This window comes from Achromobacter insuavis (genome assembly GCF_902859645.1).
GTDB lineage: Bacteria > Pseudomonadota > Gammaproteobacteria > Burkholderiales > Burkholderiaceae_B > Achromobacter > Achromobacter insuavis.
In genome coordinates this window covers 55,038-77,584 of sequence record NZ_CADIJR010000022.1, presented here as the reverse complement: position 1 = coordinate 77,584, position 22,547 = coordinate 55,038, and the positions used below count along the sequence as shown (strand labels likewise).

At 68.1% G+C, this 22,547-nt stretch carries 29 protein-coding genes; 3 read left to right on the top strand and 26 right to left on the bottom strand.

All coding sequences use genetic code 11. The annotated features are described in order from the left end of the window. From tatB to H0523_RS13780, 24 genes are all read right to left on the bottom strand, one after another. Window positions 1-496: Sec-independent protein translocase protein TatB (gene tatB / locus H0523_RS32270; protein ID WP_241132422.1), on the bottom strand; the 496-nt coding region annotated here is incomplete at its 3' end. A 69-nt stretch (window positions 497-565) separates the two neighbouring features. Then, window positions 566-793 carry a Sec-independent protein translocase subunit TatA gene (gene tatA / locus H0523_RS13890; RefSeq protein ID WP_006392324.1) on the bottom strand — a complete coding sequence of 76 codons (228 nt, stop codon included), beginning with the start codon at window positions 791-793 and terminating at the stop codon, window positions 566-568. Between the two features lie 14 nt (window positions 794-807). After that, the gene (locus H0523_RS13885) at window positions 808-1,176 is read right to left on the bottom strand and encodes a histidine triad nucleotide-binding protein (protein WP_049070563.1); all 369 of its coding nucleotides are present in this window, start codon (window positions 1,174-1,176) and stop codon (window positions 808-810) included. Window positions 1,177-1,191: 15 nt separating this feature from the next. Then, window positions 1,192-1,542 (bottom strand): phosphoribosyl-ATP diphosphatase, encoded by a 351-nt coding sequence (locus H0523_RS13880; protein ID WP_054433726.1) that lies wholly within the window; start codon window positions 1,540-1,542, stop codon window positions 1,192-1,194. Further along, entirely contained in the window at window positions 1,539-1,943 is a 405-nt protein-coding gene (hisI, locus tag H0523_RS13875) for a phosphoribosyl-AMP cyclohydrolase (protein ID WP_054433728.1), read from the bottom strand. The genes H0523_RS13880 and hisI overlap by 4 nt, the downstream gene beginning before the upstream one ends. 2 nt (window positions 1,944-1,945) lie before the next feature. Then, on the bottom strand, window positions 1,946-2,764 hold the full coding sequence (gene hisF / locus H0523_RS13870) for an imidazole glycerol phosphate synthase subunit HisF (protein WP_054433730.1): 819 nt from the start codon (window positions 2,762-2,764) through the stop codon (window positions 1,946-1,948). Next, the gene (gene hisA / locus H0523_RS13865) at window positions 2,761-3,501 is read right to left on the bottom strand and encodes a 1-(5-phosphoribosyl)-5-[(5-phosphoribosylamino)methylideneamino]imidazole-4-carboxamide isomerase (protein ID WP_054433732.1); all 741 of its coding nucleotides are present in this window, start codon (window positions 3,499-3,501) and stop codon (window positions 2,761-2,763) included. The genes hisF and hisA overlap by 4 nt, the downstream gene beginning before the upstream one ends. A 68-nt stretch (window positions 3,502-3,569) precedes the next feature. Beyond that, window positions 3,570-4,268, bottom strand: a complete 699-nt coding sequence (gene hisH, locus H0523_RS13860; RefSeq protein ID WP_054433734.1) for an imidazole glycerol phosphate synthase subunit HisH — start codon at window positions 4,266-4,268, stop codon at window positions 3,570-3,572. Window positions 4,269-4,305: 37 nt separating this feature from the next. Next, entirely contained in the window at window positions 4,306-4,893 is a 588-nt protein-coding gene (gene hisB / locus H0523_RS13855; RefSeq protein ID WP_006388056.1) for an imidazoleglycerol-phosphate dehydratase HisB, read from the bottom strand. Between the two features lie 12 nt (window positions 4,894-4,905). Next, complete coding sequence (hisC, locus tag H0523_RS13850) at window positions 4,906-5,997, bottom strand: histidinol-phosphate transaminase (protein WP_054433736.1); 1,092 nt, start codon at window positions 5,995-5,997, stop codon at window positions 4,906-4,908. After that, window positions 5,994-7,298, bottom strand: a complete 1,305-nt coding sequence (gene hisD / locus H0523_RS13845) for a histidinol dehydrogenase (RefSeq protein ID WP_054433738.1) — start codon at window positions 7,296-7,298, stop codon at window positions 5,994-5,996. Before hisD ends, hisC begins: the two co-directional genes overlap by 4 nt. Before the next feature lie 45 nt (window positions 7,299-7,343). Then, on the bottom strand, window positions 7,344-8,018 hold the full coding sequence (hisG, locus tag H0523_RS13840) for an ATP phosphoribosyltransferase (RefSeq protein ID WP_020925616.1): 675 nt from the start codon (window positions 8,016-8,018) through the stop codon (window positions 7,344-7,346). After that, a complete protein-coding gene (gene murA, locus H0523_RS13835; RefSeq protein WP_054433739.1) occupies window positions 8,015-9,283 on the bottom strand; it encodes a UDP-N-acetylglucosamine 1-carboxyvinyltransferase in 1,269 nt (422 codons plus the stop codon). Before murA ends, hisG begins: the two co-directional genes overlap by 4 nt. A 2-nt stretch (window positions 9,284-9,285) precedes the next feature. Beyond that, a complete protein-coding gene (locus tag H0523_RS13830) occupies window positions 9,286-9,531 on the bottom strand; it encodes a BolA family protein (protein WP_006392335.1) in 246 nt (81 codons plus the stop codon). A gap of 5 nt (window positions 9,532-9,536) precedes the next feature. Next, window positions 9,537-10,349 (bottom strand): ABC transporter permease, encoded by an 813-nt coding sequence (locus H0523_RS13825; protein WP_006388063.1) that lies wholly within the window; start codon window positions 10,347-10,349, stop codon window positions 9,537-9,539. Next, window positions 10,346-11,143 carry an ABC transporter ATP-binding protein gene (locus H0523_RS13820; RefSeq protein ID WP_054433823.1) on the bottom strand — a complete coding sequence of 266 codons (798 nt, stop codon included), beginning with the start codon at window positions 11,141-11,143 and terminating at the stop codon, window positions 10,346-10,348. The genes H0523_RS13825 and H0523_RS13820 overlap by 4 nt, the downstream gene beginning before the upstream one ends. A gap of 176 nt (window positions 11,144-11,319) precedes the next feature. Next, the gene (locus H0523_RS13815; protein ID WP_054433741.1) at window positions 11,320-11,949 is read right to left on the bottom strand and encodes an MlaC/ttg2D family ABC transporter substrate-binding protein; all 630 of its coding nucleotides are present in this window, start codon (window positions 11,947-11,949) and stop codon (window positions 11,320-11,322) included. 38 nt (window positions 11,950-11,987) lie between these two features. Next, entirely contained in the window at window positions 11,988-12,785 is a 798-nt protein-coding gene (locus H0523_RS13810; RefSeq protein ID WP_054433743.1) for an MlaA family lipoprotein, read from the bottom strand. 86 nt (window positions 12,786-12,871) lie between these two features. Beyond that, entirely contained in the window at window positions 12,872-13,372 is a 501-nt protein-coding gene (gene mlaD, locus H0523_RS13805) for an outer membrane lipid asymmetry maintenance protein MlaD (RefSeq protein ID WP_054433745.1), read from the bottom strand. Between the two features lie 13 nt (window positions 13,373-13,385). Then, window positions 13,386-14,174 carry a lipid asymmetry maintenance ABC transporter permease subunit MlaE gene (mlaE, locus tag H0523_RS13800; RefSeq protein ID WP_006392341.1) on the bottom strand — a complete coding sequence of 263 codons (789 nt, stop codon included), beginning with the start codon at window positions 14,172-14,174 and terminating at the stop codon, window positions 13,386-13,388. After that, a complete protein-coding gene (locus H0523_RS13795) occupies window positions 14,171-15,007 on the bottom strand; it encodes an ABC transporter ATP-binding protein (RefSeq protein WP_054433747.1) in 837 nt (278 codons plus the stop codon). Before H0523_RS13795 ends, mlaE begins: the two co-directional genes overlap by 4 nt. Before the next feature lie 280 nt (window positions 15,008-15,287). Then, window positions 15,288-16,355, bottom strand: a complete 1,068-nt coding sequence (locus tag H0523_RS13790) for an NAD(P)H-dependent flavin oxidoreductase (RefSeq protein ID WP_054433749.1) — start codon at window positions 16,353-16,355, stop codon at window positions 15,288-15,290. A 19-nt stretch (window positions 16,356-16,374) separates the two neighbouring features. Then, complete coding sequence (locus tag H0523_RS13785; RefSeq protein ID WP_054433751.1) at window positions 16,375-17,352, bottom strand: Bug family tripartite tricarboxylate transporter substrate binding protein; 978 nt, start codon at window positions 17,350-17,352, stop codon at window positions 16,375-16,377. A 19-nt stretch (window positions 17,353-17,371) separates the two neighbouring features. Next, window positions 17,372-18,592, bottom strand: coding sequence for a YbfB/YjiJ family MFS transporter (locus H0523_RS13780; protein WP_054433752.1), 1,221 nt, complete (start codon window positions 18,590-18,592; stop codon window positions 17,372-17,374). 64 nt (window positions 18,593-18,656) lie between these two features. On the opposite strand from H0523_RS13780, the gene H0523_RS13775 reads away from it, so the two are divergent. Beyond that, window positions 18,657-19,529 (top strand): LysR family transcriptional regulator, encoded by an 873-nt coding sequence (locus H0523_RS13775; RefSeq protein WP_054433754.1) that lies wholly within the window; start codon window positions 18,657-18,659, stop codon window positions 19,527-19,529. Window positions 19,530-19,546: 17 nt separating this feature from the next. Here the strand turns inward: H0523_RS13775 and H0523_RS13770 are convergent, their stop codons facing one another. Continuing rightward, entirely contained in the window at window positions 19,547-20,188 is a 642-nt protein-coding gene (locus tag H0523_RS13770; protein ID WP_054433756.1) for an OmpW/AlkL family protein, read from the bottom strand. A gap of 129 nt (window positions 20,189-20,317) precedes the next feature. After that, a complete protein-coding gene (locus H0523_RS13765; protein ID WP_054433757.1) occupies window positions 20,318-21,235 on the bottom strand; it encodes a LysR family transcriptional regulator in 918 nt (305 codons plus the stop codon). Window positions 21,236-21,493: 258 nt separating this feature from the next. Between H0523_RS13765 and H0523_RS13760 the strand changes: the two genes are divergently transcribed. Together H0523_RS13760 and H0523_RS13755 are read left to right on the top strand one after the other, a co-directional pair. Beyond that, entirely contained in the window at window positions 21,494-22,264 is a 771-nt protein-coding gene (locus H0523_RS13760) for a 5-oxoprolinase subunit PxpA (protein WP_049070601.1), read from the top strand. Between the two features lie 38 nt (window positions 22,265-22,302). Then, on the top strand, window positions 22,303-22,545 hold the full coding sequence (locus tag H0523_RS13755; RefSeq protein ID WP_054433758.1) for an acetyl-CoA carboxylase: 243 nt from the start codon (window positions 22,303-22,305) through the stop codon (window positions 22,543-22,545). Window positions 22,546-22,547: the final 2 nt, after the last annotated feature.

The window sequence follows — 22,547 nt, the reverse complement described above, 5'->3', positions numbered from 1 at the left end:
CCAGGCTCAGGTTCGGGTTGGGCGGCGCGATGATGCGCGGCGGCTCGGCCGGCTGGGCCGCGTGCGGCGTCATCAGCGGCTCGGCCGACGAGGCCGGCGTGGCGCCGGTGCCTGCGGTATTGGCGGGCGTGGCGTGCGGGTCGGCGGGGGCGGCGGATTCGGCGCCGGCCGTCAGCGCGGGCTTGCCGCTGGCTTCGCGGGCGACTTCGTCGAGCTCGGCGCGGAATTGCTGCACCGGCTCCTGCAAGGCGTTGTGGGTATCGTTCAGGGACTGGTGCACATCCTGTGCCGCGGTCTCCATTTCGCTCTTGAATTTGCGCAGTTCGTCCAGCTCGATCTCGCGCTGGATATCGGATTTCACGTCATTGACGTAACGCTGCGCGCGGCCCAGCAGGTGGCCGACCGTACGGGCGACCTTGGGCAGGCGTTCGGGGCCGATGACGATCAGCGCGACGACGCCGATCACCATCAGTTCAGTGAGGCTGACATCAAACATTCGACGGCCGCTCGGGAATTGAGGCAATTAGGGCCGGCCGGTTCAGGCCGGGCCCGGGGGAGCAGGCGCTCAGGTGTTGGACTTTTCCTTGGCCTGCACGTCGATGGTGTCGCCGGCGACGCGCTGCTGGGCGATGGGCTCGGCCGGCTTCTCGCCGTTGGCGTCCTTCATGCCTTCCTTGAAGCCCTTGACGGCGCCGCCCAAGTCGGAACCGATGTTGCGCAGTTTCTTGGTGCCGAAAATCAGCGCCACAATGACCAGAACGACCAGCCAATGCCAAATGCTAAAGCTACCCATGATGGTTCTCCGTATTACGCAGTGGGGGCCATGCGCCCTTTCCAGGGTCGCTGACCGCCGATGATGTGGAAATGCAGATGCGGGACTTCCTGGCCGCCTTCGACGCCAGAATTGATCATGATGCGAAACCCGCCATCAGGGCCCGGGGTGCAACCGTTTTCAGCGGCAAGCCGCGGCGCCAATGCCATCATTCTACCCAACCAACCTGCGTCCTCGGCCGTAATATCCTGCATGGATGTGACATGACGTCGAGGGATCAGCAATAAATGCACCGGCGCGGCCGGGTTGATATCGTGGAATGCAACAAAGTCCTCGTCCTCGTAGACCTTCTTGGACGGGATCTCGCCGGCGGCGATCTTGCAGAAGATACAGTTGGCGCTCATTTTTGCGGTTCCGTGTCAGTCCTGGGGACGGCTGGCCTTCTCGGCCAGGCCCGACAGCCCTTCGCGGCGGGCCAGTTCGGCCAGCACGTCGTCGGGCCGCAGGTTGAAGTGCGTCAGCGCGACCAGGCAATGAAACCACAGGTCGGCGGTTTCGCTGACGATGCGCTCGGGCACGCCATCCTTGGCGGCCATGACCAGTTCGGTGGCTTCCTCGCCGATCTTCTTGAGGAAGGCGTCGGGGCCTTTGGACAGCAGCTTGGCCGCGTACGAGGCCTTGGGGTCGCCGCCATTTTCGGGGCGGCGGGTTTCCAGGGTGTCGGCGATGCGGGCCAGGATGTCGTGGGCGGTCAGGGGCGAATCGGTCATTTGTAGATCAGCTCGGGGTCTTTCAGCACCGGGTCGACCGTGACCCAGGTGGCCTGGTCGGTCTGGCCTTCCAGGCGGCGGTAGAAGCAGCTGGCGCGGCCGGTGTGGCAGGCGATGCCGCCTTCCTGGTGCACCTTGAGCAGCACCACGTCGCCGTCGCAGTCCAGGCGCAGCTCGTGCACCTGCTGCACGTGGCCGGATTCCTCGCCCTTGCGCCACAGGCGCTGGCGCGAACGCGACCAGTACACCGCGCGGCCGGTGGCGGCGGTCTCGGCCAGCGATTCGCGGTTCATCCAGGCCACCATCATGATCTGGCCGTTGTCGGCGTCCTGCGCGATGGCGGGGATCAGGCCGTTTTCGTCGAAGACGACGTCGGCCATCCAGCTGGGTTCGTTGCTCATCTTCACATCCTCACTGCAATGCCCTGCTCGGCCATGAAACGCTTGCACTCGCCGACCGTGTGCTGGCCGAAGTGGAAAATACTGGCGGCCAGCACCGCGCTGGCGCGGCCCGTGGTGACGCCGTCGGCCAGATGCTGCAGCGAGCCGACGCCGCCCGAGGCGATGACGGGCACCGGCACCGCGTCGGACACGGCGCGGGTCAGTTCCAGGTCGAAGCCCGACTTGGTGCCGTCGCGGTCCATGCTGGTCAGCAGGATCTCGCCGGCGCCGTAGGCGGCCATGCGGCGGGCCCATGCCACGGCGTCCAGCCCGGTGGCCTTGCGGCCGCCATGGGTGAACACTTCCCAGCGCGGCGGTTCGCCCGCGGCCGAGACCCGGCGCGCGTCGATCGCCACCACCACGCATTGCGAGCCGTGGTAGTCGGAGGCCGCGCGCACCAGTTCCGGATTGGCCACGGCGGCGCTGTTGATGCTGATCTTGTCGGCGCCGGCGTTGAGCAGGCGCTGGATGTCCGACACCTGGCGCACGCCGCCGCCCACCGTCAGGGGGATGAAGACCTGCGAGGCGACCTGCTCGATGATGGGCAGGATCAGGTCGCGGCCATCGCTGGTGGCGGTGATGTCCAGGAAGGTGAGCTCGTCGGCGCCCTGCTCGTTGTAGCGGCGGGCGATCTCGACGGGATCGCCGGCATCGGCGAGGTTGACGAAGTTGACGCCCTTGACGACCCGGCCGGCGGTGACGTCAAGGCAGGGAATGATGCGGCGGGTCAGCGCGCTCTGGGCGGGCGCGCCCGCCCCGGAGGTACTGCTGGAGGTGGTCATTTGGCCAATTCGTCGGCGCGGGCCTGCGCCGCCTGGAAGTTGAGCGTGCCTTCGTAGATGCTGCGGCCCAGGATGGCGCCTTCGACGCCCTCTTCCTCGACGGCGCACAGCGCTTCGATGTCCTGGATGCCGGCGATGCCGCCCGAGGCGTACACGGGGATGCGCACGTGCTGCGCCAGGCGCACGGTGGCCTCGACGTTCACGCCCGACAGCATGCCGTCGCGGCCGATGTCGGTGTAGATGATGGCTTCGCAGCCGTAGTCCTCGAACTTCTTGGCCAGGTCGAGCACGTCGTGGCGGGTCAGCTTGCTCCAGCCGTCGGTGGCGATCTTGCCGTCGCGGGCATCCAGGCCGACGATGATCTGGCCGGGGAAGGCGCCGCAGGCGTCCTGCAGGAAGCCCGGGTTCTTGACCGCGGCGGTGCCGATGATGACGTAGGAAATGCCGGCGTCGAGGTAGCGCTCGATGGTGTCGAGGTCGCGGATGCCGCCGCCGATCTGGACGGGGATGTCGTCGCCGACGGCGTCCAGGATGGCCTTGATGGGCGCTTCATTCTTGGGCTTGCCGACGACGGCGCCGTTCAGGTCGACCAGGTGCAGGCGGCGCGCGCCCTGTTCGAGCCATTTGGAGGCCATGGAGGCGGGGTCTTCGGAGAACACCGTTACATCGTCCAGGTCGCCCTGGCGCAGACGCACGCAGCGTCCGTCTTTGAGATCGATGGCGGGGATCAGCAGCATGGTGGGCAGCGGGAAAATATGGGGTTGAACGGGCTGCAGCGCGTGTGCCGCAGCGGAGTGCTAGTGGCTTACGGCTGCCAGTCTACAAAATTGCGATACAGGCGCAAACCGTGCTCGGCGCTCTTCTCGGGGTGGAACTGCACCGCGAAAATGTTAGCTGCCGCCACCGCGCAGGTAAAGGCGACGCCATAATCGGTTTCACCAACGGTCAGGCTCGTATCGGCCGGGTCGGCGTAATAACTATGGACGAAATAGAAATGCGTGTCGTCCGGAATGCCGTCCCAGATAGGGTGAGAGCGCGTCTGGCGGACTTTGTTCCATCCCATGTGCGGGACTTTCAGCAGTTCGGGACGGGCGTCGACCGGGCCGGCGGCGCCGGTGTCGGCCAGGCAGGCCTGGTCGTCGCCGGCGGCCAGGTCGGCGAAGCGCGGACCGGCAAAGCGCCGCACCACGCCGGGGAACAGGCCCAGGCACGGGGTGGCGCCCTCTTCGCTGGCGTCGAACAGCATCTGTTCGCCCACGCAGACGCCCAGCAGCGGCTTGCTGCGGGCGGCCTTGACGACCGCTTCGCGCAGGCCGGATTCATTCAGGGTGCGCATGCAGTCCGCCATGGCGCCCTGCCCGGGAAACACCACGCGGTCGGCCGCGTCGATTTCATGGGGCTGGTTGCAGATGCGGATGTCCGCGTCGGGGGCGGCGTACTTGAGCGCGCGCGCGACGGAGTGGAAATTGCCCATTCCGTAGTCGACGATGGCGATAGTGGTCACTTCGATTTACCTGATGCGTGGCGGGAGGTCGCGGACGTTACAGCACGCCCTTGGTCGAGGGGACGACGTCGCCCATGCGCGGGTCGACTTCGATGGCCATGCGCAGCGCGCGGCCACAGGCCTTGAAGACCGTCTCGCATTGGTGGTGGGCGTTGGTGCCGCGCAGGTTGTCGATGTGCAGGGTGATCAGCGCGTGGTTGACCAGGCCCTGGAAGAATTCGCGCGTCAGGTCGACGTCGAAGGCGCCGATGTGCGAACGCGTGAAGGGGATGTGGTATTCCAGGCCGGGACGGCCCGAGAAATCGACCACCACGCGCGACAGCGCTTCGTCCAGCGGCACGTAGGCGTGGCCGTAGCGGCGCAGGCCGGCCTTGGTGCCGACCGCCTTGGCGATGGCCATGCCCAGCGTGATGCCCACGTCTTCCACCGTGTGATGCGCATCGATGTGCAGGTCGCCCTCGGCCTTGATGTCGAGGTCGATCAGGCCGTGGCGCGCGATCTGGTCCAGCATGTGGTCCAGGAAGGGCACGCCCGTGTCGATCGTCTGCTTGCCGGTGCCATCCAGGTTGATGGCCACGCGGATGCGGGTTTCGTTGGTGTTGCGGGTGATCTCTGCGGTACGCATGTCAGGACTCGATTAGGCACTCAGGATGTCTTGCAGTGCCGATAGCAAAGCGGCGTTCTCGTCCGGGGAACCTACCGAGATGCGGAGGCAGCCGGCCAGGAGCGGATGGGCGTTGGAGAAGTTACGAACCAATATTTTGCGCTGTTTCAAGGCAAGATGCACGGCGTTGCCGTCCAGCTTGCCGGAAAAGCGGGCGAGTACGAAGTTGGCGGCGGAAGGGAATACCCTGACGCCGGGCAGCGCCGCCAGGGCCGCGGCCAGCGGCTCGCGGTCGGCGCGCAGGCGGGCGGCCTGGGCGTCCAGCACCGGCTTGTGGCGCAGCACCGTCAGCAGCGCGGCCTGGGTCAGCACGTCCAGGTTGTAGGGCGGGCGCACCTTGTCCAGCTCGGCGACCCAGTCGGGATGGCCGGCCAGGTAGCCGAAGCGCAGGCCCGCCAGGCCGATCTTGGACACCGTGCGCATCACCACCACGTTGGGCGCGTCCAGCAGGCGCGGCATCCAGCTGCGGTCGGTGAAGGGCTGGTAGGCCTCGTCCACCACCACCAGGCCGGGGGCGGCGGCGATGATGGCGGCCATGTCGGCGTCCGACCAGGCGCCGCCGGTGGGGTTGTTGGGCACGGCCAGGAACACCACCTTGGGCTGGTGCTCGCGGATCGCGGCCAGCATCGCCGGAAGATCCAGGGACAGATCGTCGGCGAGCGGCACGCCGACGAAGCGGGCGTGGTCGAAGCGCGCCGCCATGTCGAAATAGACGAACGACGGCCACGGCGCCAGCACCACCTCGCCCGGGTTGCAGCAGGCCTGCACCACGATGTGGATCAACTCGTCCGAGCCGTTGCCGAACAGCACGCCGGCGGCCGCGGGCACGCCGAAGGCCGCTTTCACGGCCTGGCGCAGTTCGGACAGGTCGGCGGCCGGGTAGCGGTTCAGCGGCGTATCGCGCAGCACGCGGGCCAGGTCGTCGCGCACCGCCTCGGGCAGTTCGTAGGGCGACTCCATCGCGTCCAGCTTGATGCAGCCTTCGGCGTGCGCCACCGGATACGCGCTCAGTTCACGGATGTCGGGCCGGATGGTGCCGGCGATGCGGCCGGCGACCTCGCTCATGGCTGGTCGATCCGGTACTGGGCGCTGGCGGCGTGGGCCTGCAGGCCTTCGCCCAGCGCCAGTTCGGCGGCGATGCGGCCGAGCGTCTGGGCGCCCTGGTGCGAGACCTGGATCAGGCTGGAGCGCTTCTGGAAGTCATAGACGCCCAGCGGCGACGAGAAACGGGCCGTGCGCGAGGTCGGCAGCACGTGGTTGGGGCCGGCGCAGTAGTCGCCCAGGGCTTCCGAACTGAAGCGGCCCATGAAGATGGCGCCGGCGTGGCGGATCCTGGCGGTCCAGATTTCCGGTTGCTCGGTGGAGATCTCCAGGTGTTCCGGGGCGATGTCGTTGGCGATGCGGCAGGCTTCGTCCAGGTCGCGCACCTGGATCAGCGCGCCGCGGTTGGCCAGGCTGGTGCGCAGGATGTCGGCGCGCGGCATGGTCGGCAGCAGGCGGGCGATGGCGGCCTCGACCTCGGCGATGAAGGCGGCGTCCGGGCACAGCAGGATGGACTGGGCCAGTTCGTCGTGCTCGGCCTGCGAGAACAGGTCCATGGCGATCCAGTCGGCCGGCGTCTTGCCGTCGCAGATCACCAGGATTTCGCTGGGGCCGGCGATCATGTCGATGCCGACCACGCCGAACACGCGGCGCTTGGCGGCGGCCACGTAGGCGTTGCCCGGGCCGACGATCTTGTCCACGGCCGGCACGGTGGCGGTGCCGTAGGCCAGCGCGCCGACGGCCTGCGCGCCGCCGATGGCGAACACGCGGTCGACGCCGCTGATGGCGGCCGCCGCCAGCACGATCGGGTTGCGCGCGCCGTCCGGCGTGGGCGTGACCATGACCAGTTCCTGCACGCCGGCGACCTTGGCCGGGATGGCGTTCATCAGCACCGACGAGGGATACGCGGCCTTGCCGCCCGGCACGTACAGGCCGACGCGGTCCAGCGGCGTGACCTGCTGGCCCAGCAGCGTGCCGTCGGCCTCGGTGTAGGTCCAGGTCTCGGCGCGCTGGCGCTCGTGGTAGCGGCGCACGCGCTCGGCGGCGGCCTGCAGCGCGTCGCGCTGGGCGGCCGGCAGCGCGGCCAGGGCCGCATGCCAGTCGGCCTTGGGGATTTCGAGCGTGTCCGCTGACGCATGCGGCATGCGGTCGAAGCGCTGGGTGTATTCCACCAGCGCGGCGTCGCCGCGGGCCCGCACGTCGGCCAGGATGCCGGCGGCGGCGCGGTCGATGGACTCGTCCTCGGTGGCCTCGAAGGCCAGCAGCTTGGACAGGGCGGATGCGAATCCGGGATCGCGGGAGTCGAGACGATTGATCAGGGCCATGGCGTTCAGGCGGGTGGCGGACGCCGCGCGGGGCGGCGGCCTGGGTCAGGCGTTGCGGGAGGCGGCGCGCTCGAAAGCGTCCAGCAGCGGTTGCAGGCGTTCGCCGCGGGTCTTCAGCGCGGCCTGGTTGACGATCAGGCGCGAGGAGATCGGCATGATGTCCTCGACCGCGACCAGGTCGTTGGCGCGCAGCGTGCCGCCGGTGGACACCAGGTCCACGATGCAGTCGGCCAGGCCCACCAGCGGCGCCAGTTCCATCGAACCATACAGCTTGATGATGTCGACGTACACACCCTTGGAGGCGAAGTGTTCACGGGCTGACTGCACGTACTTGGTGGCCACGCGCAGGCGCGCGCCCTGGTGCACCGCGGCTTCGTAGTCGAAGCCGTTGCGCACGGCCACGGCCAGGCGGCACTTGGCGATGTTCAGGTCGATTGGCTGGTACAGGCCGCCGGGCTGCTGCGCGGCGTGCTCGATCAGCACGTCCTTGCCGGCGATGCCGAGATCGGCCGCGCCGTACTGCACGTAGGTCGGCACGTCCGAGGCGCGCACGATGATCAGGCGCAGGCCGGGATCGCTGGTCGGCAGGATCAGCTTGCGCGAGCTTTCGGGGTTCTCGGGCACCTCGATGCCGGCTTCCGCCAGCAGAGGCATGGTTTCTTCGAAGATGCGCCCCTTGGACAGAGCCAGGGTCAGGGGGGCGAGCGGGGCATTGCTCATGCCGATTCCTTGCCGGTAACGCGTTGAATATTGGCGCCCAGGGCGCGCAGCTTGACTTCCATCCGATCGTAGCCGCGATCCAGGTGGTAGATGCGGTCGACCAGCGTGTCGCCGTCGGCGGCCAGGCCGGCGATGACCAGGCTGGCCGAGGCCCGCAGGTCGGTGGCCATGACCGTCGCGCCCGACAGGCGGGCGATGCCGCGGACGATGGCGGTGTGGCCGTCGATGTCGATGTCCGCGCCCATGCGGCGCAGTTCCTGCACGTGCATGTAGCGGTTCTCGAAGATGTTCTCGACGATCACCGAGGTGCCTTCGGCCACCGTGTTCAGCGTCATCACCTGGGCCTGCATGTCGGTGGCGAAGCCGGGGTACTCATGGGTGCGAAAGCCGACGGCCTTGGGGCGCGTGGACATGGCGCCGCGGATCCAGTCGGGGCCGGTCTCGATGGTCAGGCCGGCTTCGGTCAGCTTGTCGAGCGTGGCGCCGAGGATGCCGGCGTCGGTGTTGCGCAGCACGATGTCGCCGCCCGCCGCGCCCACGGCGCACAGGAAGGTGCCGGCCTCGATGCGGTCGGAGATCACGCGGTGCTCGGCGCCGTGCAGGCGCTCGACGCCGTCGATCACGATGCGGTCGGTGCCGTGGCCCTGGATGCGGGCGCCCATCTTGATGAGCAGCTCGGCCAGGTCCACCACCTCGGGTTCGCGGGCGGCGTTCTCCAGCACCGTCTGGCCCTCGGCCAGCACCGCGGCCATCAGCAGGTTCTCGGTGCCGGTGACGGTGACCATGTCGGTGCGGATCGAGGCGCCCTTCAAGCGCTTGGCGCGCGCCACCACGAAGCCGTGCTCGATGCTGATGTCGGCGCCCAGGGCCGCCAGGCCCTTGATGTGCTGGTCCACCGGCCGCTGGCCGATGGTGCAGCCGCCGGGCAGGCTGACGCGGGCCTCGCCGAAGCGCGCCACCAGCGGACCCAGCACCAGGATCGAGGCGCGCATGGTCTTGACCAGGTCGTACGGCGCTTCGAGGCTGTCGACGCGGTCGGCCTGCAGCGTCACGATGCCGTCGCTGCCGCGCTCGGCGCGCACGCCCATGCGGCCCAGCAGGCGCAGCATGGTGGCGGTGTCGTTCAGGTGCGGGACGTTCGAGATGGTCAGCGCGTCGGCCGTCAGCAGGCCGGCGCACAGGATCGGCAGCGCCGAGTTCTTGGCGCCGGAGATGGTGATTTCGCCATGCAGCCGCGCGCCGCCGGTAATGCGGAGTTTGTCCATGGTCACTTGCCCGCCTGGGTGTATTCGGCCGGGGTCAGGGTGCGCATCGACAAGGCGTGGATCTCGGCCTTCATGCGGTCGCCCAGCGCCGCGTAGACCAGTTGATGGCGCTGGATCAGGCGCTTGCCTTCGAAGGCGGTGCTGACGATGACCGCGTCGAAATGCGAGCCGTCGCCCTGTACGTCGAGGTGTTCACAGGGCAGGCCGTCCGCGATGTATTGGCGGACTTGCGCGGGAGTGGGAAGCATGGACGTCAGTTCCTGAGTTTGTAGCCGCTGGCCAGGAGCCGCAGCGCATAGATCGAAAGCGCGAGGAACACCCCCGTCACCACCGCCAGGCTGCGCCAGGGGGAGACGTCCGACACCGAGAAGAATCCGTAGCGGAAGCCGTCGATGGTGTAGAAGATGGGGTTCCAGTGGGACACGCCCTGCCAGAAGGCCGGGAGCGTATGGATGGAATAGAACACGCCGGACAGGAAGGTGGCCGGCATGATGAGGAAGTTCTGGAACGCCGCCAGCTGGTCGAATTTCTCGGACCAGAGGCCGGCGATCAGGCCCAGCACGCCCATGATGCCGCAGGCCAGCACCGCGAACACCAGCAGCCACAGCGGGTTGGACGGCACCAGCGAGACGAAGAACAGCGCCACCACCCACACGCACAGGCCCACGGCCAGACCGCGCACCACGGCCGCCAGCACGTAGGCGGCGAAGATGTCGCGGTGCGACAGCGGCGGCAGCAGCATGAACACCAGGTTGCCGGTGATGCGGCTCTGGATCAGCGACGACGAAGGGTTGGCGAAGGCGTTCTGCAGCATGCTCATCATCATGAGCCCGGGGATCAGGAACGCGGTGTACGGCACGCTGCCGTAGACCATGACGCGCCCTTCCAGCACGTGGGCGAACACCAGCAGGTACAGCAGCGCGGTGATGACGGGCGCGGCGATGGTCTGGAAGCTGACCTTCCAGAAGCGCAGCAATTCCTTGCGCAGCAGGGTCGGAAAGCCCGAGCCCGCGTCCAGGCGGGGCTGCACCAGCGGCTGGCTGGCATTGGCGGCGGGCTGCGTCATTGCGGAATCTCTTCGGGTTGCGGGGCGTCGTCCTGGTGCATGATGCGCACGAAGGCGTCCTCGAGGTCGACGCCGCCGACGCGGGCCAGCAGCGCCTGGGTGGTGTCCAGCGCCACGATGCGGCCGCCCTTGAGCATGGCGATGCGGCCGCACAGGGCTTCCGCTTCTTCCAGGTAGTGGGTGGTCAGCATGATGGTGTGGCCGGCCTTGTTCAGGCGCGAGATGAATTCCCACAGGGTGCGGCGCAGGTCCACGTCGACGCCCGCGGTGGGTTCGTCCAGCACGATGACCGGCGGGCGGTGCACCAGCGCCTGCGCCACCAGCACGCGGCGCTTCATGCCGCCGGACAGCGCGCGCATGTTCGAGTTGGCCTTATCGGCCAGGCCCAGGTTGAAGAGGATCTCGTCGATCCAGTCGTCGTTCTTGCGCAGGCCGAAATAACCGGACTGGATGCGCAGCGTCTCGCGCACGGTGAAGAACGGGTCGTAGACCAGTTCCTGCGGCACGACGCCCAGGGCCCGCCGTGCCGACTTGTAGTCGGCCACGACGTCGTAGCCACAGACGGTGGCGCGGCCGGCGGTGGCGTGCGCCAGCCCGGCCAGGATGGAAATGAGGGTGGTCTTGCCGGCGCCGTTGGGCCCGAGCAGGCCGAAGAACTCGCCGTGCTCGATGTTCAGGCTGACGTTGTCGAGCGCCTGGAAGCCGGCGCCGGGCGCGCGCCCGGTGAGCTTGCCCCAGCCGCTGCGGCGCGGCGAGTAGATTTTGGAGACGTTCTCAAGACTGACGGCAGACATGACGGCGGCGAGGGTGCCCGGCAAAGAGCGAATTGATCATTATATAAGCGCCCCGCTACGCGAGGCGCCGATAGCCCCGGCGACCGTGGGGGCGCAGCGCGCTTATCCGTCCCCAAAAATGACAGGCCCGGCGGACCGCAGGGGCGCGCCGGGCCGGGACAAGCCGGACGGGATCGTTACTGGTTGCGCTGGTTCAGCGCCTGGATCAGGCCGTCGATGCCGTTCTGGTTGATCTGCTGGGCGAACTGGTTGCGGTAGTTCTCGATCAGCCAGATGCCTTCGACGTTCATGTCGTAGATCTTCCAGCCCTGGGGCGTCTTTTCCAGGCGGTAGTCGACGCCGACCGGCTGGCCGTTGGGCTGGCTGATGAGCGTGCGCACGACCACGTCGTCGGACTTGGGGTCGCCGCGGAACGGCAGGGCCGTGACCGTGGTGCCGGACGTGACGCGCGTCAGCGCGCCGCTGTAGGTGCGCACCAGCGTGCCGCGGAAGGCGTCGGCCAGGGCGGTCCGCTGCTGTTCGGTGGCCTGGCGCCAGTAGCGGCCGGCGGCCAGCCGCGTCGTCTTCTGGAAGTTGACGTAGGGCAGGATGTGTTCGTTCACGACCTGGTTGATGCGGGCGGTGTTGCCGGCCTTGACGGCGCCATCGGCCTTCAGGACGTCCAGGGCTTCATTGGCGGCGCCCAGCACGAACTGGTCAGGCGCGCCCTGCGCGTCGGGTTTCGCCTGCACGGCGGCGGATGCCGCCAGTCCCAGCAGGCCGGCAAACGCCAGGCGCTGGAGCAGGGGGAAAAAAGAAAACGACATGGAGACTCCTTGCAATACGGATAACGCGATCCGACAGCTTACTTGTTTGCGGGCTTCGCTGCCGCGTCGCCCTTGTCCTTGTTGGCGGGAGCGTCTTCGTCGTCTTCGTAGTTGGGCAGGGATTCGTCGTCCACGCGCTGGCCGTTGACCATCGCGGCGCGGCGCTGCAGGTAGGCATCGCGCACGAAGCTGTACGGATCCAGCGCCACGCGGTCGATGGTGTCGGTGGCGTTGAGCAGGCTGGCGCGCGTGTCGACCACTTCCAGGCCCCACAGCGAATTGCGCAGCGGCACATTGTCGATGGCGCTCACGCCCATGTAGCCGTGCATGCGGCCCTGCCAGTCGCCGACCAGGCCGACGCCGTCGCGCACGCTGGCCGAACCGAAGAACGGCAGCACCAGGTACGGACCCTGGCTGAAGCCCCAGACGCCCAGCGTGGTGCCGAAGTCGTTCGGGATCTTGCGCGCGCCGTTGGCCGAGGCGACGTCGAAGCAGCCGCCCACGCCCATGGTGGTGTTGAACAGGAAGCGGCCGAGCGTGTTGACGAAGTCGTGGCCGCGGCCCTGCAGGAAGCTGTTGGTGCCCGACCAGAGGTCGCCGACGTTGCTGAAGATGTTGTGGACACAGCTGCGCACCGGCTCCGGCGTGACGTAGGTGTAGGCCTGCGCCACCGGCTTGAAGACCGCGCGGTCGACGGTGTCGTTGAACTTGTAGACGCCGCGGTTGAAGCCTTCCCAGGGATCGCGCGGGTCCGGATGTTGCGGCGCGGCGCAACCGGCCATCAGTGCGCCGGCGGCGGCGACGGTGGCGATGCGGGAGAGAGCTTTCTTGTTCATGATCAGGGCATCCCTATCAGCAGATTTGTATTCTTATTGCAGCGTGCGTCAAGCATCGGGTTGTAGCCGGGCGTGACGGATCCTCTTTAATTCGGCGCTTTCGCTTCCGGGGCGCCAGCCGCGTTCGTGCCTTCCTTCTCGGCCGAGCCGTACAGGAACTTGCTGATCAGCTGTTCCAGCACCACGGCGCTTTGGGTATAGCGGATTTTGCCACCCTCGGCCAGATTGTCGTCTTCGCTGCCCGGCGTCAGGCCCAGGTACTGCTCGCCGAGCAGGCCCGAGGTGAGAATGGCCGCGGAGGAGTCCTTGGGAAACTGGTAGGCGGTTTCCAGGTTCATCGCGACGACCGCCTGGAAGGTCTTGTCGTCGAAGGAGATCTTGGAGATCCGGCCGACCACGACCCCGGCGCTTTTCACGGGCGCACGCACTTTGAGGCCGCCTACGTTATCGAAATTGGCCGTCAGCGTATAGGTGGGGGCAAAAGAAAAGGTGCTCAAGTTGCCGGCGCGCAACGCCAGGAACGCCAGCGCGGCCGCGCCCAGCAAGACGAACAGGCCTACCCAGAAATCGGTTTTTTCGCGAGACATGATCGATCCGTAATCAGTTTCCAAACATCAAGGCGGTCAGCAGGAAGTCCAGCCCCAGCACCGCCAGCGAACCCACCACCACCGTGCGGGTGGTGGCGCGGGCGACGCCTTCGGGGGTGGGCTTGGCCTGCCAGCCTTCGTAAAGCGCCACCAGCGTCACCGTGACGCCGAAGACCAGGCTTTTGATGACGCCGTTCAGGACGTCGTTCCAGACATCGACGCCGCCCTGCATCTGCGACCAGAAGGCGCCGGCGTCGACGCCGATCATCAGCACGCCGACCACCCAGCCGCCCAGGATGCCCACCATGGAGAACACGGCGGCCAGGATCGGCATGGCGATGATGCCGCCCCACAGGCGCGGCACCAGCACGCGGCGCATCGGGTCGACCGCCATCACTTCCATGGCCGACAATTGCTCGCCGGCCTTCATCAGGCCGATCTCGGCGGTCAGCGAGGTGCCGGCGCGGCCGGCGAACAGCAGCGCGGTCACCACCGGCCCCAGTTCGCGCACCAGCGACAGCGCCACCAGCAGGCCGAGCGATTCCTCGGCGCCGTAGCGGTTCAGCGTGTAATAGCCCTGCAGGCCCAGCACGAAGCCCACGAACATGCCGGACACGGCGATGATCAGCAGCGAAAAATTGCCGATGAAATGGATTTGCTGCGACACCAGCCGCGGCCGCGACAGCGCGATGCCGCTGCGCGCCAGCATGGCGCCGAAGAAACGGGTGAAGTAGCCGATGCCGGCGATCCGGGTGCGCACCCAGCCGCCCAGCGCGCTCACGGCGTTGTTGGATCCGCTCATGCCTTGCGCCCTTGTTGTTGCGACAGCCACTTCTGGAAGGCCGGCGTTTCGGGGTACTGGAACGCGACCGGGCCGTCGGGTTCGCCCTTGAGGAATTGCTGCACGTAGGGGTCCTGCGAGGCCGACAGGCTCTCGGGACTGCCGGCGGCCTTGAGCTGGCCCTGCCCCACCAGGTAGACCTGGTCGGCGATCGCGAACGATTCGTGCACGTCGTGGGTGATCAGCACCGAGACGCAACCCAGGCGGTCGGCCAGGCTGCGGATCAGGCGGGCGGTGATGCCCAGCGAGATCGGGTCGAGGCCGGCGAAGGGTTCGTCGTACAGGATCAGTTCGGGTTCCAGCACCACCGCGCGGGCCAGCGCCACCCGGCGGGCCATGCCGCCGGAGACTTCGGCCACCTTCAGGTGGGCGGCGGCGCGTAGGCCCACGGCGTCGAGCTTGTCGAGCACGCGGGCGGTGATTTCGGATTCGGCCAGCGTGGTGTGTTCGCGCAGCGGGAAGGCGACGTTCTCGAACACGTTCAGGTCGGTGAACAGCGCGCCCTGCTGGAACAGCACGCCCATGCGCTTGCGCAGGGACTGCAGTTCGGCGGGCGTGGCCCGGGCGATGTCCTGGCCGAACGCCAGCACGGTGCCCTGTTGCGCGATGAGCTGGCCGGTGGCGGCCCGCAGCAGCGTGGTCTTGCCGGAGCCCGAGCCGCCCATGATGGCGACCACCTGGCCCGAGCGCGCTTCCATGGAAATGTCGCGCAAGACGGTGAAATCACCGTAGCCTAGCGCCACACCTTCCAGGCGCAGGGCGAATTCCGGGGTGCTGCGGGTTTGATCGGGCATGGGCAACAAAAGGGTGTTTCGGTGGCGGGTGCCCTGCCGCCGCGCTCATGCGGGGCGGGTCATCCGGCCGGCGCGAGCGAGACGGGCTGCGTCGGGAAGCGCCCTGTTACTCATATGCCGGGGACGAGGAAAGACCCGTCGCACCCGGCGGCGAGGGGCCATTGTAGCCCGACGAATTGTCATCGCAGTGCGATATGACTGCCCATGGAACAGTGTTTTCGCCATTGGGAACAATCGATGGAGGCGCCCAGGGCCCCCGAACCGCCGGCGCCAGCGTCCGTCAGGCCGGGCCGCAGCCGCGCGCCGCGGCGGTTTCACGCGCCAGCCGCGCCACCAGCGCGGCCGTGCTCTCCCGCCGCGCCAGCGGCGCGCCCTGGCCGGCCCAGAGCGACAGGACGGCGATGTTGCCGGCCTGGCCGCCGGCGGTGCGCATCGGCCGGGTCAGCGCGTTCTGCAGCGGGTACGGCAGGATATCGTCCGAAATCTGGTCGGCGTCGCGCATGAAGGAATTCACGATGCCGCGCGCCGGCCGCCCGGAGAAGGCCCGGGTCACCCGTGACTGTTCCGCGCGCGAGGCCGGCAGCACCGCCTTGTAGGCGTCGCCGATGCCGGCTTCGTCCGTGGTCAGAAAAGCCGTCCCCATTTGTGCGACGTCCGCGCCCAGGGCCAGCGCGGCGGCGATGCCGCGGCCGTCCATGATGCCGCCGGAGGCGATCACGGGGATCGACACCGCGTCGGCCACCTGCGGCACCAGGGCCATGGTGCCGATCAGCGAATGCTCGAAATCGTCCAGGAAGGTGCCGCGATGCCCGCCCGCCTCCGCCCCTTGGGCCACGACGGCGTCGACGCCGTCCTGTTCCAGGGCCACGGCTTCGCGCACGGTGGTGGCGGTGCCGACCGTCAGGATGCCCAGTTCGCGACAGCGCGCCAGCGCGTCCGCCGGCAGGCGGCCGAAGGTGAAGCTCAGGACCGCCGGCTTCACGCGCAGCACGGCCTCGATCTGGCCGGGCAGCGGATCGGCCTGCGGGCCGGGGGCGACGGGCGCCGGCAGGCCCAACTGGGCGTGGTAGCGCGCCAGCAGGGCCAGCATGCGGCTGGCGTCGCCCTTGAAGGGCTGTTCGGGCACCGCCGCGAACAGGTTGATGCCGAACGGCCGGTCGGTGCGCTCGCGGATCGCTGCGGCGGTCGTCTCGATCTGCTCGGGCGTCAGGTAGGCGGCGCCCAGCGAACCCAGGACACCCGCCTTCGAGGCCTCCGACACCAGCGCCACCGTCGTCGCGCCGCCCGCCATGGGCGCCTGGATGATGGGGTGGTCGAGCTCGAGCAGATCGGAAAGGCGGGATGTCATGGGGATACTCCTGGTTGGCTTACTGGAGCTGGATGTTTCCAGCCTGGATGACGTGCGCCCACTTGGCCGTTTCGCTCTTGATGAACGCGCCGAATTCCTCGGGCGTGCCGCCGCCGGCCTGGCTGCCGGTGTCGGCGATGGCCTTCTGCACGTCGGGTTCCTTCAGGATGCGGTTGAACTCGGCGTTGAGCTTGGCGATGATGGGCGCCGGGGTGCCGGCGGGGGCGACGATGCCCTGCCAGTTATACGATTCGAAGCCCGGCAGGCCGGATTCGGCCATGGTCGGCACGTCCGGCAGCACCGCCAGGCGCTGGGCCGAGGTCACCGCGATCGGGTGGATCTTCTGGCCCTGGATGGCCGGCAGCGCCGAATAGCCCATCTCGAACATCATCGAGATATGGCCGCCCATCAGGTCGGTCGCGGCCAGGCTGCCGCCCTTGTAGGGCACGTGCACGATGTCGATCTTGGCCTGTTCGCGGAACATCTCGCCGGACAGGTGGTGCGCGCCGCCGACGCCGGACGAGCCGAACGACAGTTTGCCCGGCTGCTTTTTGGCCATGGCGATCAGGTCGGCCAGGGTCTTGACCGGCAGTTCGTTGTTCACGCTCAGCACCAGCGGACTGTTCTCGATCAGGATGACCGGCGCCAGGTCTTTCTGCGGGTTGTACGGCATGTCCTTCATCAACGACGGGTTGACCGCCATCGGCGCCAGGTTGCCGGTGCCGATGGTGTAGCCGTCGGGCGCCGCCTTGGCGATCAGGTTGGTGCCGACCACGCCGCCCGCGCCGGCCTTGTTCTCGACCACGATCGGCTGGCCCAGCGATTCGCCCAGCTTGCGCGCCAGCAGGCGCACGCGGGTATCGGCAAAGCCGCCCGGGGCGTAGGGCACGATCATGGTGATGGGCTTGGCGGGCCAGTCGGCGGCCTGGGCGTGGGCGGTGCCGCCAAGGGCGGCGAAGGTGGCCAGGGCGGCGACCAGGGGGCGTAGCGATTTCATGCTGGGTGACTCCTCTCTCTTAATTTGATGGTTCCTGGGAACCGATCGCATTATGCCCAGCGTTCCTGCCCGCGGCGCTGATATTTCCCAAGCGCCAGGCCGACAGCGCCAGCAGCGCCGCGCCGCCGGCCAGCACCTGCGGCAGGCTGGCGCCCCAGCGCGCCGCGCCCGAGGCCAGCAGCGGCCCGATGATCTGCCCGGCGGCAAAGGCCGACGTCATGACGGCCGCGGCCCGCGGCGCGGCGCTGCCGGCCAGCCGCTGCGCGGCCAGCATGCCCGATTGGGTGATGACCATGAAGGTGCCGCCCACCAGCAGCGCGGCGACGATGACCGCGGCGATGGTGTGCCAGAGCGCCACGGCCAGCATGCCTAGCGCCATCACGGCCTGCGCGCCGCGCCACACGGTCTTGTCGTCGCGGGCCTGCGCCACGCGCGGCGCCACCAGGCAGGAGAGCGCGGCGGCCAGGCCGAACAGCGGCCAGGCCCAGCCGAACACCGCCGGGTCGGGAATGATTTCGCGCGCCATGGCGGGCAGGAAGGTGGCGGGAATGATGTAGCCGGCGCCGAACACGCCGTAGTGCAGCGCCAGTTGGCCGATGCCCGGCGGCAGGCGTCCCGGGGCGGGCGCGGCGGCCAGGTGGCGGGCCGGCGCCGGCCGGTTCAGGCCCGGCCAGGCCAGCGCCGACAGCGCCAGCGTCAGTGCGCCCAACGCGGTCCAGTTGGCATTGGCGCCGGCGCCGGACGCCATCAGCGCCAGGCAGGCCAGGCCCGTCAGCGCGATGCCGGCGCCGACGCCAGCGTAGGTGATGGCGGACACCGCCGGCGCGCGCGGGTCGCCGGGCGCGACCGGACGCGCGGCGGCCACGCAGATGAAGGCGCTGGCGCTGCCATAGCCCGCCGCCAGCCGCAGCAGGCTCCAGGCCAGGATGCCGTGGACCCACGGCATGGCCAGCGTCAGCAAGGCCACGGCCAGCAGGCTGACCGCCAGCATGGCGCGCGGATGGCGCGGCGGCCGCACCGCCGCGGCCAGCGCGCCCAGCAGGTAGCCGGCGTAATTGGCCGACGCCAGCCAGCTCCCCTGCGCCAGCGACAGCCCGGCTTCCTGGGCCATCAGCGGCCAGACCGGGGTGAAGGCGAAGCGGCCGATGCCCATGGCGGCGGCCAGCGCCAGCGCGGCCGGCAGGGCCAGGCTGAGGGCGCCGCGCGGGGGCGCGGGATCGGGGTGGTTGGCTATTGACATGGCCCCACTCTACGGCTGTACTAATATCTTGAATAGTGAATTATTAAGAACATGAGTTCTTGAAATGAGAAACTTAGACCTCGACGCGCTGCAGATCTTCAAGGCGGTGGCGGACCATGGCGGCGTGGCGCGCGCCGCGGCCCACCTGAACCGGGTGCAGTCGAATGTCTCGACCCGCCTCAAGCAGCTGGAAGCGACGCTGGAGGCGCCGCTGTTCCGCCGCCAGAACCGGCGCCTGGTGCTGTCGGAACAGGGGCGCGTGCTGCTGTCCTATGCCGACCGCATGCTGCGCCTGTCGGCCGAGGCCCAGGCGGCCGTGCGCGACGGTGCGCCGCAAGGGCTGTTGCGCATCGGCACCATGGAAAGCACGGCCGCGGCGCGCCTGCCGCCCATCCTGGCGGCGTACCACGCGGCCTGGCCGAAAGTGCGGATCGAACTGGTGACGGGCACTTCGGGCGCGCTGGCGGCCAAGGTGCGCGACTTCGAGATCGAGGCGGCGTTCGTGGCGCAGCCCTTCGAGGCGCAGGGCCTGGCGCAGCAACCGGCGTTCGAGGAAGAGCTGGCGTTGATCTCGCCGTTGGCCTGGCCCGAGATCCACGGTCCCGAGGACGTGGGCGATCGCAGCGTCATCGCGTTCGCGGCAGGGTGTTCCTATCGCCGCATCCTGGAATCCTGGTTCGGCCAGGAAGGCGTGGCGCCGGGCAAGGTGATGGAGTTCGCGTCCTACCACGCGATCGTGGCCTGCGTGGCGGCGGGGTCGGGCGTGGCGATCGTGCCGCGCTCGGTGCTGGCGGTGCTGGGCGCGGAGCAGTCGCTGCGCGTGACGCCGCTGTCCGGCAGGCACGGCCGCGCGCAGACGCGATTGATCTGGCGCGCGGACGACGAAACGCCTGCATTGCAGGCGTTGCGGCAGCTACTGGCGCAGCGGCGCCAGTAGCCGGTGGGGGGCGGGTATCAGAAGCGGTAGCCGACGCCCAGCGTGGCGACCCACGGATTGATGCGGGCGGTGCCGATGTGTTCGCCGTTGAGCTTCACCTTCGACTTGATGTCGATGTAGCGGATGTCGGCGTTCATGAACCAGCGTTCGCTGATCTTGATGTCCGCGCCCAGTTGCGCGGCCACGCCCCACGAATCGCCCATCTTCAGGTCCGAGCCCTTGAGCGCGCCTTCGGCCTTGGTGTCGAAGAACTTGGTGTAGTTGATGCCGACGCCGATATACGGCTGCACCATGCTGTCGGGCAGAATGTGCCATTGCAGGCTGAGGGTCGGCGGCAACTGCTTGCTCGAACCGATCTTGCCCAGTCCGCTGCCGCTCACGTCGTGCTGGAACGGCCAGGCGCCCAGCAGTTCGATGCCGATGTTGCGCGTGGCCATGTAGGCCAGCGTGAAGCTGGGGCGCACGTTGTTGTTGGCGTCGAGTTTGACGCTGCCATCGAGCACGGTGCCGTTGTCGGACGCGGGGCGGACCTGCGTCACGCCGACGCGGAACAGGATGTCGCCGGCTTCGTGGGCATGGGCGGGGGCGGCAAGCATCAGGGTGGCGCCGCAGGCAGTGGCCAGGGCAAGGGCGCGGGTGCGCCGATACATCGCGAACATTTTCCTCTCTCCGTGTATTGCGTGAATGTAGGCATTCAGGTTCGCAGAGGCGGGAAAAGCCGGTCTTGACGTGCATCAAGCGGGGACATGGCGCGTGGTTGCGGCGCCACAACCCCGCGCGAATCGGACTCAACGCAAATTGTCGGTGCCGCGCGGCACGGCATAGGCGTGGCGGAAATAGTCGCGCACCGCGCGCATCGGGCCGGTGATGTCCGCGCCCTTGCGCCACGCCAGCCCCACGTTCATTGGCGGGATCGGATCCTTCAACTGGATGGTCTCGATGCGGCGGCCCTCCAGCGACCACGGCCGATAGACCATGTCCGACAGCACCGCCACGCCGCCGCCGTTGGCCACCATGCTGCGCACCGCTTCCACCGACGAGGTGCGCAGGCGCACGTCGGGGCGGAACGGCGTCTCGCTCCAGTAGCGCAGCGCGGTGTGCGCGGCCTCGTCGACCGTGAGCATGATGAACGGTTCGTGCGCCACGTCTTCCAGCGTGACGGTGTCGCGCGCCAGCAGCGCATGGCGCGCCGGCACCCACAGCCGCCGCGGCGAGCCGAAGAAGTGCTCGACCGCCAATTCCGGATTCACCACGTTCGAGGTCAGCAGCACCGCCATGTCGTAGCGGTGCGCGATCAGGCCTTCCTCGATGGCGTTGCGGTTGAGCTCGTGCAGCTGGATGTCCAGGTTGGGATAGAGCTGCGACAGGCGCTGCAGGTGATACGGCAGGAAGTAGCCGATCACGGTGTAGGACGCCGCCAGCAGCAGGCGTCCGCTTTCGCGCGCATCGGCGCTGGGCATGCGCAGCGCCTCGTCGACCGAGGACAGGATGTTGTAGGCGTGGTTGAGAAAGCCGCGTCCGGTCTCGGTCAGCGCCACGCCGCTGGCGCTGCGCTGGAACAGCGGCGAGCCCACGATCTCTTCCAGTTCGCGGATGGCCGTGGTGACGGCGGATTGCGAGATCGCCAGCTGGATCGCCGCTTGGGAGATCTGTCCGAGTTCGGCGGCCGCGACGAAATATTTGAGCTGCCGGAGGGTAAGCGACATGGCGGCAATATCTGATTAATAGATAGGTAGCCACCAGAATATCTGTTTATCCGCGCCATCGGGGTGCGGCAAATCTCAGGGAAATCCCTGAAATTTCATAGGAATTTATCGATCGCTCCGATTTGGTGCGTAACGTGGGGCATCTGAAATTCAGATAAGGATTGATCCAAAAAAAGAACTTTTTATCCCTCGGACGCTTCGCTACTGTGCAGGCATTGCGCGGCCAGCCGGCCTGCAAGAAGAAGGAGATCCTGTTTCATGAGCAAGGCGACGATAGACCTGAACTCCGACATGGGCGAGGGCTTTGGTTCCTGGAAGATCGGCGATGACGTGGACGACGCCATCATGCCGCTGATCAGCTCGGCCAACATCGCCACCGGCTTTCATGCCGGCGATCCCAACATCATGAACCGCACCGTGGTGATGGCGCGCGAGCATGGCATCGGCATCGGCGCGCATCCCGGCTTTCGCGACCTGGTCGGCTTCGGCCGCCGCGACCTGAACGAGAACGCCGAGGGCCTGGTCAACGACATCGTCTACCAGGTCGGCGCGCTGCGCGAATTCGCCCGCCTCTATGGCCTGCGGCTGCAGCACGTCAAGCCGCATGGCGCGCTCTACATGCGCGCCGCGCGCGACGAAACCCTGTCGCGCCGCCTGGTGCAGACGCTGCGCGACCTGGAGCCCACGCTGATGCTGTATTGCATGGAGAACTCGCTGACCTGCAAGGTGGCGCGCGAGCTGGGCCTGCCGGTGGTGCGCGAGTTCTACGCGGACCGTGACTACGACGCCAGCGGCTCCATCGTTTTCACGCGCTACACCCAGGCGCTCGATCCGGAGCAGGTGGCCGACAAGGTGCTGCGCGCGTGTACCGACGGCAAGGTGCGCACCGTGGACGGCCGCGACATTCCGATCGGCTTCGACTCCGTCTGCATCCACAGCGATACGCCCGGCGCGCTGGCGCTGGTGCAGGCCACCCGCGCCCGCCTGGAGGCGCACGGCATCCGCATCGCGCCGCCGCGGCTGTCCTGATCCGCCCATCATTCCCACACATTCCAAGGAGAAAACCCATGTCGCAGCAAGAGATCCAGAGCCCCCTGCCCGGCACCTTCTATCGCCGGCCCAGTCCCGACGCCGCGCCGTTTGTCGAGGTGGGCGCCACCATCCAGCCCGGCGACGTGGTCGGCATCGTCGAGGTGATGAAGCAGTTCAACCAGATCGAGGCCGAGATCGGCGGCGTGGTCGCCGAGATCCTGGTGGCCGACGGCGATCCGGTCGAACCGGGCCAGGCCCTGCTGCGGATCGAGGGCTGAGG

Excerpts from the sequence above, each read along its gene's own strand:
- H0523_RS13770 (WP_054433756.1), bottom strand. The coding sequence starts at position 20,188 with ATGTTCGCGATGTATCGGCGCACCCGCGCCCTTGCCCTGGCCACTGCC.
- H0523_RS13885 (WP_049070563.1), bottom strand. The coding sequence starts at position 1,176 with ATGAGCGCCAACTGTATCTTCTGCAAGATCGCCGCCGGCGAGATCCCG.
- tatA (WP_006392324.1), bottom strand. The coding sequence starts at position 793 with ATGGGTAGCTTTAGCATTTGGCATTGGCTGGTCGTTCTGGTCATTGTG.
- H0523_RS13780 (WP_054433752.1), bottom strand. The coding sequence starts at position 18,592 with ATGTCAATAGCCAACCACCCCGATCCCGCGCCCCCGCGCGGCGCCCTC.
- H0523_RS13880 (WP_054433726.1), bottom strand. The coding sequence starts at position 1,542 with ATGACCGATTCGCCCCTGACCGCCCACGACATCCTGGCCCGCATCGCC.
- H0523_RS13765 (WP_054433757.1), bottom strand. The coding sequence starts at position 21,235 with ATGTCGCTTACCCTCCGGCAGCTCAAATATTTCGTCGCGGCCGCCGAA.
- H0523_RS13815 (WP_054433741.1), bottom strand. The coding sequence starts at position 11,949 with ATGTCGTTTTCTTTTTTCCCCCTGCTCCAGCGCCTGGCGTTTGCCGGC.
- hisI (WP_054433728.1), bottom strand. The coding sequence starts at position 1,943 with ATGAGCAACGAACCCAGCTGGATGGCCGACGTCGTCTTCGACGAAAAC.
- hisD (WP_054433738.1), bottom strand. The coding sequence starts at position 7,298 with ATGGCCCTGATCAATCGTCTCGACTCCCGCGATCCCGGATTCGCATCC.
- hisB (WP_006388056.1), bottom strand. The coding sequence starts at position 4,893 with ATGCGTACCGCAGAGATCACCCGCAACACCAACGAAACCCGCATCCGC.
- H0523_RS13820 (WP_054433823.1), bottom strand. The coding sequence starts at position 11,143 with ATGTCTGCCGTCAGTCTTGAGAACGTCTCCAAAATCTACTCGCCGCGC.
- H0523_RS13810 (WP_054433743.1), bottom strand. The coding sequence starts at position 12,785 with ATGAACAAGAAAGCTCTCTCCCGCATCGCCACCGTCGCCGCCGCCGGC.
- hisA (WP_054433732.1), bottom strand. The coding sequence starts at position 3,501 with ATGCTGCTGATCCCCGCCATCGATCTCAAAGACGGACGCTGCGTGCGT.
- H0523_RS13825 (WP_006388063.1), bottom strand. The coding sequence starts at position 10,349 with ATGACGCAGCCCGCCGCCAATGCCAGCCAGCCGCTGGTGCAGCCCCGC.
- H0523_RS13760 (WP_049070601.1), top strand. The coding sequence starts at position 21,494 with ATGAGCAAGGCGACGATAGACCTGAACTCCGACATGGGCGAGGGCTTT.
- hisC (WP_054433736.1), bottom strand. The coding sequence starts at position 5,997 with ATGAGCGAGGTCGCCGGCCGCATCGCCGGCACCATCCGGCCCGACATC.
- H0523_RS13790 (WP_054433749.1), bottom strand. The coding sequence starts at position 16,355 with ATGACATCCCGCCTTTCCGATCTGCTCGAGCTCGACCACCCCATCATC.
- H0523_RS13755 (WP_054433758.1), top strand. The coding sequence starts at position 22,303 with ATGTCGCAGCAAGAGATCCAGAGCCCCCTGCCCGGCACCTTCTATCGC.
- hisG (WP_020925616.1), bottom strand. The coding sequence starts at position 8,018 with ATGAGCAATGCCCCGCTCGCCCCCCTGACCCTGGCTCTGTCCAAGGGG.
- H0523_RS13775 (WP_054433754.1), top strand. The coding sequence starts at position 18,657 with ATGAGAAACTTAGACCTCGACGCGCTGCAGATCTTCAAGGCGGTGGCG.
- H0523_RS13785 (WP_054433751.1), bottom strand. The coding sequence starts at position 17,352 with ATGAAATCGCTACGCCCCCTGGTCGCCGCCCTGGCCACCTTCGCCGCC.
- H0523_RS13795 (WP_054433747.1), bottom strand. The coding sequence starts at position 15,007 with ATGCCCGATCAAACCCGCAGCACCCCGGAATTCGCCCTGCGCCTGGAA.
- mlaD (WP_054433745.1), bottom strand. The coding sequence starts at position 13,372 with ATGTCTCGCGAAAAAACCGATTTCTGGGTAGGCCTGTTCGTCTTGCTG.
- H0523_RS13830 (WP_006392335.1), bottom strand. The coding sequence starts at position 9,531 with ATGCTTCCCACTCCCGCGCAAGTCCGCCAATACATCGCGGACGGCCTG.
- hisF (WP_054433730.1), bottom strand. The coding sequence starts at position 2,764 with ATGACCACCTCCAGCAGTACCTCCGGGGCGGGCGCGCCCGCCCAGAGC.
- mlaE (WP_006392341.1), bottom strand. The coding sequence starts at position 14,174 with ATGAGCGGATCCAACAACGCCGTGAGCGCGCTGGGCGGCTGGGTGCGC.
- murA (WP_054433739.1), bottom strand. The coding sequence starts at position 9,283 with ATGGACAAACTCCGCATTACCGGCGGCGCGCGGCTGCATGGCGAAATC.